9 protein-coding genes and 1 pseudogene are annotated in these 10,120 nt (G+C 71.2%); 7 read left to right on the top strand and 3 right to left on the bottom strand.

Annotated features, from left to right (window positions below; translation table 11 throughout):
• Positions 1-306: 306 nt before the first annotated feature.
• The 5 genes and pseudogenes from AB0915_RS36070 to AB0915_RS36050 all read left to right on the top strand — a co-directional run bounded on the left by AB0915_RS36070 (position 307) and on the right by AB0915_RS36050 (position 5,618).
• A complete protein-coding gene (locus AB0915_RS36070) occupies positions 307-1,686 on the top strand; it encodes an alkaline phosphatase PhoX (protein ID WP_366695168.1) in 1,380 nt (459 codons plus the stop codon).
• A gap of 222 nt (positions 1,687-1,908) precedes the next feature.
• Complete coding sequence (locus AB0915_RS36065; protein WP_366695166.1) at positions 1,909-2,769, top strand: polysaccharide deacetylase family protein; 861 nt, start codon at positions 1,909-1,911, stop codon at positions 2,767-2,769.
• Between the two features lie 46 nt (positions 2,770-2,815).
• Positions 2,816-2,989: pseudogene (locus tag AB0915_RS36060) on the top strand (oxidoreductase); the annotation flags it as partial.
• Positions 2,990-3,190: 201 nt separating this feature from the next.
• Positions 3,191-5,089, top strand: a complete 1,899-nt coding sequence (locus AB0915_RS36055) for a LamG-like jellyroll fold domain-containing protein (RefSeq protein WP_366695164.1) — start codon at positions 3,191-3,193, stop codon at positions 5,087-5,089.
• Positions 5,090-5,432: 343 nt separating this feature from the next.
• Positions 5,433-5,618 (top strand): hypothetical protein, encoded by a 186-nt coding sequence (locus AB0915_RS36050; RefSeq protein WP_366695162.1) that lies wholly within the window; start codon positions 5,433-5,435, stop codon positions 5,616-5,618.
• A gap of 63 nt (positions 5,619-5,681) precedes the next feature.
• Here AB0915_RS36050 and AB0915_RS36045 read toward each other — a convergent pair whose 3' ends face one another.
• From AB0915_RS36045 to AB0915_RS36035, 3 genes are all read right to left on the bottom strand, one after another.
• A complete protein-coding gene (locus AB0915_RS36045; RefSeq protein WP_366695160.1) occupies positions 5,682-6,350 on the bottom strand; it encodes an ABC transporter in 669 nt (222 codons plus the stop codon).
• Entirely contained in the window at positions 6,347-7,189 is an 843-nt protein-coding gene (locus AB0915_RS36040) for an ATP-binding cassette domain-containing protein (RefSeq protein ID WP_366695170.1), read from the bottom strand. Before AB0915_RS36040 ends, AB0915_RS36045 begins: the two co-directional genes overlap by 4 nt.
• 205 nt (positions 7,190-7,394) lie before the next feature.
• Positions 7,395-8,072 carry an AIM24 family protein gene (locus tag AB0915_RS36035; RefSeq protein ID WP_366695158.1) on the bottom strand — a complete coding sequence of 226 codons (678 nt, stop codon included), beginning with the start codon at positions 8,070-8,072 and terminating at the stop codon, positions 7,395-7,397.
• Between the two features lie 71 nt (positions 8,073-8,143).
• On the opposite strand from AB0915_RS36035, the gene AB0915_RS36030 reads away from it, so the two are divergent.
• Both AB0915_RS36030 and AB0915_RS36025 read left to right on the top strand, forming a co-directional pair.
• Positions 8,144-8,893 (top strand): peptidyl-tRNA hydrolase, encoded by a 750-nt coding sequence (locus AB0915_RS36030; protein ID WP_366695156.1) that lies wholly within the window; start codon positions 8,144-8,146, stop codon positions 8,891-8,893.
• Between the two features lie 180 nt (positions 8,894-9,073).
• On the top strand, positions 9,074-10,120 hold a 1,047-nt coding region (locus AB0915_RS36025; protein WP_366695154.1), incomplete at its 3' end, for a DUF692 domain-containing protein.

Raw genomic sequence — 10,120 nt, 5'->3', positions numbered from 1 at the left:
GACACGGGACTGATGATCGCGTCGGTGCACGGCGAAGATGTCGGTACCGTCCTGGTCGGCTGGGAGGTCGACCCCGCGCAGCACCCATGGTCCGCCGAGGCCGTACCGCCGGCCCACTCCTGTCAGGTTCAGACCGACCGGCACATGGGAGGCGGCGTCGCGGGGCTGGGCACGCACCCAGCCCCGCTCCTTCTCCCACCCCCCATGTGCCGGTCGGTTTCAGTGACCCGCGTGGTTCCCGCGCGACGATACGCGTGGTACACACATGCGGGTCACTTCTCCTGTCCGCCAGCAGGGAGTTGCCTCATGTCATCAACTACACCTCGACGACTCGCAACACGACGCCAGGTCCTGGCCGGCAGCGGTGCGACCGCTGTCTCGATCGCCTTCGCCGGGGCCTTCTCCGAACTCTTCGCGGGCACCGCGGCCGCCCGTGGCCACAGCGGCTACGGTCCGCTGGTCCCCGACCCCGACGGTCTGCTCGATCTGCCCCAAGGGTTCCGCTACCGGGTCCTGTCCCGGGAGGGCGACCGGCTCCGCTCCGGCGAGGGCCGGGTCCCCAGCAACCACGACGGCATGGCCGCGTTCACCGGCCACCGCGGCCGCGTCCATCTCGTCCGCAACCACGAGAACCGGGTCACCGCGAAGATCCCGGTACCGGTCGTCGACGGCCTCACCTACGACCCGATGGGCAAGGGCGGCTGCACGGCCCTGGAGCTCGACAGCCGGGGCGCGGTCCTCGGTGAACGGGTGGCCATCGCCGGCACGGCGGTGAACTGCGCGGGTGGCCGGACCCCGTGGAACACCTGGCTGACCTGCGAGGAGACCGAGGACCGGGCCGGCACCAACGGCTACACCAAGGACCACGGCTTCATCTTCGAAGTGGACGGCGCCGACCCGCACCGCACCGGAGCCGTGCCGCTCACCGCGATGGGCCGCTTCCAGCACGAGGCGATCGCGATCGATCCGGACAACGGGATCGTGTACGAGACGGAGGACGCGTTCGACAGGCCGTTCGGGCTCTTCTACCGCTTCCTTCCGGAGAAACCGCTCGGCGGCACCGGCTCACTGCGGGCCGGCGGCGAACTGCAGGCCATGCGGGTGCCCGGTGTCCCCGACCTCTCCGTCATCCAGGAGACCGGTGCGAGCTTCGACCGGATCGAGTGGGCCCCCGTACCGGATCCGCAGGCCGCCGGAACAGCGATCCGGTTCCAGGACTTCGGCCCGAAGGGCATCACGCACGCCCAGAAGCTGGAGGGCTGCTACTGGGGCGGCTCGTCGGTCTACTTCGTCTCCAGCTTCGCGCAGAGCGCGGCGGGCTCGGCGGCCGACCACTTCGGGCAGGTGTGGCGGTACGAGCCGAAGCGGCGCCGCCTCACGCTGGTGGTCGTCTTCGGTCCGGGTACGGACGTGCAGTTGCCCGGCGAGTCCCCCGACAACATCTGTCTGACGTCCGACGGCGGGCTGATGGTGTGCGAGGACGGTAACGGCGCGCAGCATGTATTCGGCGTGACGCGGCTCGGCGAGGTGTACGCGATGGCGCGCGGCCGGCAGAACATCGGGAGGGCGGAGAGTCCGGAGTGGGGCGAGTTCGCCGGGGTCACGTTCGCTCCGGACGGCGGGACGATGTTCGTGAACTGCTACAAGCCGGGGACGACGTTCGCGGTGACGGGCCCTTGGCATTGAGGTGTTGAGCGGTACGGGGGCGGCGCGGTCCGCCGCCCCCGTACGGGCGGGGCATCGGCCGCTACGAGGTGGTGAAAGCCCCGTCCGCGGTGCGCGGGTGCGGCCGCCGGGCCGGGGCGGCTCCGGGGACGGATTCGATCAGGAGGAGCGCCGCACCGGCCTCCTCCCGGGATGATCGGCTAGTTTCCATAAGTGACCAATTCTGTAAGAAAATTGACCGCAATGGCCACTTTGAGTGCCGTTCTAGGCACCGTTCTGACCGGCTGCGGTACTGATACCCCGTCAAAGAGCTCGGGTTCACACGCCACCCAGGCCCCCAAGCACACACAGTCCGCCGCCCCGCCGCCGTCACCGTCCGCGAAGCCCGCGCCCGTGGAGAACCGGCCACCCACGATGGCACCGAGCCGGCCCGGGCTGACACCGGTCTTCAAGCGCGCACGGAACACCACGGACAAGGTCGTGGCGCTCACCTTCGACGCCGACATGACAGCCGACGAGGGTCCGCGCGCAGCGGCGGGCGAGCACTTCGACAACCCGGAGCTGATCGCGCTGCTGCGCCGCCTGGAGGTGCCCGCAACCGTGTTCATGACGGGGCGGTGGGCGGACGAGTACCCGGCGCAGGCCCGGTCCATCGGCACCGACCCACTCTTCGAGATCGCCAACCACTCCTACAGCCACTACGCCTTCACCTCGCCCTGCTACGGACTTCCGGTCCTGGACAAGGCCGATATGCGCGCCGACGTCGAGCGGGCCTTCACGGCGATCCGGAAGACGGGCGCGCTCCATGTGGTGCCGTACTTCCGCTTCCCCGGGGGCTGCTACAACGATGCGGCGCTGCGCACGCTGGCGCCCGAGAACGTGACGGCGGTGCAGTGGGACGTGGTCAGCGGCGACGCGTTCGCGACGGACGCGGACGCGGTGGCCAAGCAGGTGCTGGCCGGGGTGAAGCCGGGGTCCCTGGTCGTCATGCACTGCACGCGCAGTGCCGCTCCCGTCACGGCCGAGGCCGTCAGCCAGGTGGTACCGGAACTGCGCAAGCACGGGTACCGCTTCGTGAAGGTCTCCGAGCTGATGGGGCATTGACCGGATGCCGCACACCCTCGGCCGACAGGACCTGGCTGGTGAATGTATCGACACCGAGATGCACGCCACCGCGGGCGACCCCGACCGCGCGGCCGCGGCCGGCATTCCGCTCGGTCGGCCGGGGATTGCCCCGGAGATCGCGTCCACGATTGCGCGGCTGCTGTCGGGCGAGGCGTCGTACGTGACCCGGGCGGCGCTGCGGGTCGCGGGCGGGCGGTAGCGGGGCGCGGCGGGTCAGGGTCTATCACCCGGCCCTCGCCAACCCGCGCCCGCACGCTCCCACCACCACGATCCCGCGCGCCGGCGCTGTGCAATTCATGGAGTCTTCGCTCGGCTGTCGCTCTTACGGACCGGTTCCTCCCCCACCCCGCGGCTAGCTTGCAGACGATCACCCCGACGTTCATCCTCCGCGGAGACATCCATGTGCAGCCCCCTCCACCAGCCCGACGGACCGCTTCTGCCCGGCGCGAGCCGTCGTACGTTCCTGCGGGCAACCGCGCTCACTGGTGCTGCCGCCGCAGCCACGGGGCTCTCGTCCGCCACGCCCGCCGCGGCTCTTCCCCAGCAGAACACCGGCGCCGTCACCGCCGGTTGGCGGCCCGACCCCGAGAGCCCCAGGTTCACGCTCGTCGTCATGCCGGACACCCAGTACCTCTTCGACGGGGCGAGCATCGACAAGGCGCCGGTCGAGGCGTCGTTGCGTTACGTACTCGATCACGGGCGCGACGAGAACATCGTCTTCCTGTCCCATCTGGGCGACCTCACGGAGAGCGGCCAGTCAGGCGAATTCGAGGCGATCGGCGAAGCATTCGGGCTGCTCGACCGGCGGCGGGTCGGCTACAGCGTCGTCGCGGGCAACCACGACATCAAGTCCTCCACCGACGATCAGCGCGGCCGCACCCCGTACCTGGACACCTTCGGTCCGCAGCGCATGCGCCGCCTGCCGACGTTCGGCGGGGCGACCCCGGACGGCTACAGCACGTACCACCTGTTCCGCGCCGCCGGGCGCGAGTGGCTGGTGCTGGCGCTCGACTGGCGGCCGTCGGCGGCCGGGCTCGCCTGGGCGAAGGACGTCATCGCCCAGCACCCGGAGACACCCGTCATCCTCACCACCCACGAGCTGGTGTACGCGGACACGGACGGCGACGAGGCCGAACTCTCCGGCCACGGAAAGCATCTGTGGGACGAGCTGATAGCCGGGCACGACCAGATCTTCCTCACCCTCAACGGCCACTACTGGCCCGCCGGACGCACCACCCGTAAGAACACCGCGGGCAACGACGTCCATCTGCACATCACCAACTACCAGAACCGCTACTACGGCGGCAGCGCCATGATCCGCCTCTACCGCTTCGACCTGGCCCGGAACACCATTGACGTGCAGACGATCTCCCCGTGGATCCTTGGCCGCGCGGGCGAGAGGCTCAACGACCTGGAGCGCGGCGAGATCGAACTGACGGGTCCGCAGGACTGTTTCGCCGTCCCCATCGACTTCAAGAAGCGCTTCGCGGGCTTCGCGCCCGTACCCGTGCGCGGCCCCCGCCCTGCGGAGCAGATGCTGATACCAGGCACTGTCGCCTACTGGCGCTTCGACTCCCCTTCGCACCAGGACGGTTCCGCCGCCGACGCCGGCCTGCGTGTCCCGGACATGTCCGGGCACCGCAACGACCTGGTGCGCGAAGCCGTCCCCGGCAGTGCGCCCGACGCGCTGCGCTGGTCCACCGCCCACCATCCCGACCAGCCAGGCCACGGCAGCCTCTACTTCGACGGCTCGAAGCCGCCGTTGCGGGGCGCGTATCTACGCACGGAGAACAACGCACCGCTCAACACCAAGACGTTCAGGTCCGGTTACACCATCGAGGCCTACCTCCGCCTCCCCGCCGACTGGAACGCCGGACGCAACGCCTGGGGCGCCGTACTCAGCCGCCGCGGCACGCTCGGGGCGGCCGGCAAGACCTCCGGCGACCCGGAGGAGCCCGTCGCCACCCTCTCCGTATCGGACGGCCCCGGGCTCCAGTGGGCGGCGGCGCCGCTGAACCAACCGGGGGCCGTCACCAACTGGAGCCATGAGCTGCTGCGTGAGCGGTGGTGGCATGTGGCGGTCGTCAACGACGGGAAGCACACGACGATGTACGTCGACGGCTGCATAGTCGCCCGCAACCCCGCCACCCACACCACCGGCCTCGCCACCCTGGGCCTGCCCTGGCTGCTCGGCGGCTACGAGTACGGAGGCATACTCGACCAGTTGATGCACGGCTGGCTCGGCGACATCAGGATCGTCGAACGCGCCCTGCCCGTACGGGACTTCATGATCGCCTGAGGGGCACTGCCCCCGGGGCCACCCCGCCCGGTTGGTACGGGCTGCTTGGCGGCGGCGCGCGCCTCCGGCGTGGGCAGGTCCGAGCGACGCGACTGCCCTGACGGGCCGGCCGCGCCGGCCCCGGGACGACGCGCCACCGCTCCTGGCCCGCTCGGTCAGCGGAGCGGTGATGGTGACGGGCACGCCCGACGTGCGCGCCGAGGCCGATTCCGGATACCGGGGCCTGGCCAAGGAGTTCCCGTCGCAGGTCAGCGCCCCGCCGAAGTAGCTGGCCGAGGACGCCCCCGACGGCGACAAGCGTGCCTGGCGCTAGACACGACGCCGACAGTCATCGGCCCGGATCGTGGTGGAGCACACCAACGCCGAATACAAGCAGTGGCACCCACTCCAGCGCTACACCGGACGCCGAGAGGACTACGCGCAGACCCACCTCGCCATCGCCGGCCTGGTCTTTGACCGCGCAGCCCGACGAGCGACCCGACGTCGCACGAGCACCGAGCTCGTGCCCGTCCGCACCACGGCCTGCTGATCACCCACCAGCCAAACCGCCAAGCCAACACGCCTCGCCCTCAATTTTCCCCAAGGTCGTTACTCACCCGCGCAGCGAAGTCAGCCTGCAGACGACCGCCGCCACCGCGCAGGCCGCCGCGCAGGCGCAGATCAGGGGCAGGACGGGGATGTGTACCGCTCCGGTCAGCGATCCCGTGACCAGTCCCGTGACCGCGTACTTCGCGGGCGATCCGGTGGTCACCAGGGACAGCAGGGCGGCGAGCGCGGTGGTCGCGACCGACCAACCGCGACGGTGCACCACCGGGCGGGTACACAGGGCGCCGACCGCCGCTCCCAGCAGCACGCAGCAGGCGGCGGTGAGCAGCCCGGCGAGCGCGGCGGGCAGCAGCGGCACGCGGACGGTGTGGTCGGCGTTGGCCGGATCGCTGATCAGCAGCACGATCGCGGTGGCCGCCGTGCCCAGCAGTCCGGCACAGCCCGCGGCGGTGAGCAGCGATGCCAGATGGACCCGCGGCTGCCCGGCCGCCGCGGCGGCGACGGTCCGGGCGGCGGGTGGTTCCTGGGTGGCGCAGAGCTGGACGAGCCAGGCGGTGACGGGCAGGAGCGCGGCGGCGGCGTAACCGAGCGAGTCGAGCACGGGCTGCCCCGACTGGACTCCGACGGCGAGGAAGACGGCGTACAGGAGAACGGGGGCGAGCCAGCGCTGGGAGCGGAGCAGCAGGGCGGCCTGGTAGCGGATCAGGGCGGTCATCGTGCCTGCCGGGTCTCTGACGGTTCGGTCCGGGGCGTCGGTTCGGGTGCCGCTGCCGCCGACAGGTGCGTGATGTGCCAGGGCGGGCGGGCCGTGAGCAGAGCGCGCAGGAGTGCGTCGGAGTGCACGGCCGCGACCATGAGCCGGACGGTTCCGTCGGTCCGGGGCTCCTGCACCGGTGCGCCGGGCAGCCCCGGGGGAAGGACGGCCCCGGACGCGCCCGTGACCTCGATGCGTACCCGCGGCCCGGCCGTCCCGTCCCCGGTCTCCGACGCCGTTACGGGGACAAGCCGGTGCCCCTCGACCCGGTGGGTGACGTCGACCGCCTCGGCCAGCCGGCGCGGATCGTGGTCGACGAAGACGACGGTTGCCCCGGCCGTGACCCGTTCCGCGACCGCGCGGTCCAGTTCGCCGCGGGCCACCGTGTCCAGGCCGGTCCATGCCTCGTCCAGGACCAGGAGCTCCGGTTCGGCGAGCAGCGCCTGGGCGACGGCGACCTTCTGGCTGGTGCCCTTGGAGAGTTCGGACAGGGGGGTACGGGCGTGGCCGGCGGCCCCGAAGCGCACCAGCCACTCCTGTGCCCGCCCGGTCGCCTCCGGGGTCCGCAGACCGTGGATCCGCCCCAGGTGGACGAGGTACCCGGCGGCAGTGAAGGGCAGCGCCGCCGGGAAGCGCTCGGGGACATAGGCCGTGCGCGGCCGTCGGCCGGTGATGCGGCCCTCGGTCGGGGCGTCGATCCCGGCGATCAGCCTCAACAGCGTCGACTTTCCGGTGCCGTTGGCGCCCTCGATCCGGACCAGGGTGTGCGCGGGCAGGTCGAGGTCGACCCCGCGCAGCACCCATGGTCCGCCGAGGCCGTACCGCCGGCCCACTCCTGTCAGGTTCAGACCGACCGGCACATGGGAGGCGGCGTCGCGGGGCTGGGCACGCACATCTGCGGCGTTGTCGTCAGTCACCATGGCTCCGCAATGTCTCAATCCTCCGCCTTGCAGCTGCACGCACCCAGCCCCGCTCCTTCTCCCACCCCCCATGTGCCGGTCGGTCTCAGTTGGCCGATGCCTTCTCGGGCTTGAGCTCGCTGGGCCGGACGATCACGAACCCCTCGCCCTGCAGCATCAGTTGGACCGCCTCGCCGGAGCCGCCGCGGATCATCGAGCCGATGCTCTGCGAGCGGTGCAGCGAGGTGCTGAGCTGGGCGCTCCAGCCGACGACCGCGTCCGTGTCGACGTACACCGGCTGCTGGCCCGTGACGGGGATCACGATCGGGTGGCCCTCGCAGATCAGGCCGAGCTTGCCGTAACCGCTGAAAACGCTGTTGAAGAGCCCGCCACCAGCTATCCCGGCGCCCTTCACGGTCTTGATCTCGTACGCGAGGGTGGGGTCGAAGCAGAGGACGTTGCGGCCGTTGACGGTGAGGACGTCGCCCTGCTCCATGTCCACGATGAAGCAGTTGGCGGCCTCGTGCGCGAACCACGCCTCGCCCTGCCCGCGGACCGCCATCAGCGGCAGCCCCTCGCCGGTGACGGCGCGCTTCAGCATGCCGCCGAGACCCTGGCCCTTGCGCTCGAACTGGAGATTGCCGCGGAAGGCGACCATCGAACCCTGGCGGGCGTGCATCTCGCCGTTGACGGCGTACTTGATGGATTTGGCGTTCTGCAGGGTCATTCCAGGGGCGGTTGCCGGCTGGACCATGTTCTCGCTGGAAAAGAGATCGCTCTTCATGCGGTGCATCCTCACCCGGACCGTTTCATTCCGCCAAGGAGCCGGGCCGGGCGGCTGGCAGACTGGGACGAGTGAGCAGCAACGGCATTTCCGCACCCCAGTCCCCGTCCGGCGCCCCGGCGCCTTCGGACTCCCCGTTCCACTCCGAGCCGACCAGCCGCGACGAGGCCCCGCAGTACGTGCTTCCGCTGGTCGTGCACATCGAGAAGACCGACCCCCCGGCCCGCACCGACGCGCTGCGCACCGCCGCCCGCGCCGTCCTCGTGATGCTCTCGGACGAACGGTCGGCCGGCGAGGGCGAGTGGGCGCAGGTGATACGCGACTGGCAGGACGCCCGGATCCGCAAGGTGGTGCGGCGGGCGCGCGGCGCTGAATGGCGTAAGGCGTCCGCGCTGCCCGGCATCACGGTCACCGGCGAGAGCGCCGAAGTGCGGGTGTTCCCACCGGTTCCGCTGGACGGCTGGCCGAAGGAACTGGCGAAGCTCCAGGTGTCGGGGACGGACCTGGACGACCCCGAGCCGCCCGCCGCACCCGACCCGTCCGGCCCCGTGCTCTGGCTGAACCCGGAGCTCGACATGTCCGCGGGCAAGGAGATGGCACAGGCCGGGCACGGCGCGCAGCTCGCCTGGTGGGAGCTGTCAGACACGGAACGCAAGGCGTGGCGGGAGGCGGGCTTCCCGCTTTCCGTCGCCACCCCGGACGCCACCCGCTGGGCGGAACTCACCGTGAGCGGACTGCCGGTGGTGCGTGACGCCGGGTTCACGGAGATCGCCCCGGGATCCTGCACGGTGGTCGCCGACCATCCGGCACTGCGCCGCTGAACACAGTCCTTCACCTCGCGTCCGTCCACGATGCCGATGCCCTGAGCGGTACCGCCCCGGTCCACGCGCCGGTCCCTCTGTGGCCGGAACCTCAAATCATGCTCTGAACGTCCCCCTCTTCGGATTGGCCGCTGCCCGTCGGGGCCATTACCCCTGCACGCAGTGCAGGAGGGGGACACCATGGAGCTGGGAATCGGCATTGGCTGGCGACCGGAGATCGCGGACGCGGTGGAGGCACTGCCGGGGATCGACTGGGTGGAAGCGGTCGCGGAGAACCTCTGCGCCGACCACCTGCCCGACTCCCTGGTACGGCTCCGCGCCCGCGGCGTGACCGTCGTCCCGCATGGCGTCTCGCTGGGCCTCGGCGGGGCCGACCGTCCCGACCCCGGCCGGCTCGCGGGCCTTGCCGCGCGGGCCACGCTGCTGGGCACACCGCTGGTCACGGAGCACATCGCCTTCGTACGGGCCGGGGGGACACGCACCGCGTCGCCGGGGCTCGAAGCGGGCCACCTGCTGCCCGTGCCGCGGACCTGGGACGCGCTGGACGTCCTGTGCGAGAACGTCCGGATCGCGCAGGACTCGCTGCCGGTGCCGCTGGCGCTGGAGAACATCGCGGCGCTGATCGCCTGGCCGGGCGAGGAGCTGACCGAGGGCCAGTTCCTGGCCGAGCTGGTGGCACGCACCGGGGTTCGACTGCTGATCGACGTGGCCAACCTGCACACCAACCACGTCAATCGCGGCGAGGATCCCGCGAGGGCGCTCGACGAGCTGCCGGTGGAGGCGATCGCGTACGTGCATGTGGCCGGCGGCATCGAGAAGGACGACGTCTGGCACGACACGCACGCCCACCCCGTGACCCGGCCCGTCCTCGATGTGCTCACCGAGCTCCGCTCGCGGGTCGTCCCGCCGGGCGTACTCCTGGAGCGCGACGACGACTTCCCGCCCGCGCAGGAGCTGGCGGGCGAACTGACGGCGATCCGCGCCACGCTGGACGCGGCAGGGAAGAAGGGGCCCGGACGGGGACAGGGCGCCGGGACGTCCGGGGACGGCGTCGCCCGCATCGAACCCGCTAGGGCGTGTTTCGAAAGTCCCGCCTGCCAGACGACGCCTGGCCCGCACACTCGCTGCGTTATCGGGCTCGCCCCGATACACCCAGTATCGGGGCGACCCTCCGCCTTGCGATCGCACGCACCAGACGCCGCCAGGCCCGCCCTACGGGCGGACGAC

This window comes from Streptomyces sp. NPDC048411 (genome assembly GCF_040704695.1).
Taxonomy (GTDB): Bacteria; Actinomycetota; Actinomycetes; order Streptomycetales; family Streptomycetaceae; genus Streptomyces.
This window is presented reverse-complemented; position numbering and strand designations above follow the sequence as displayed.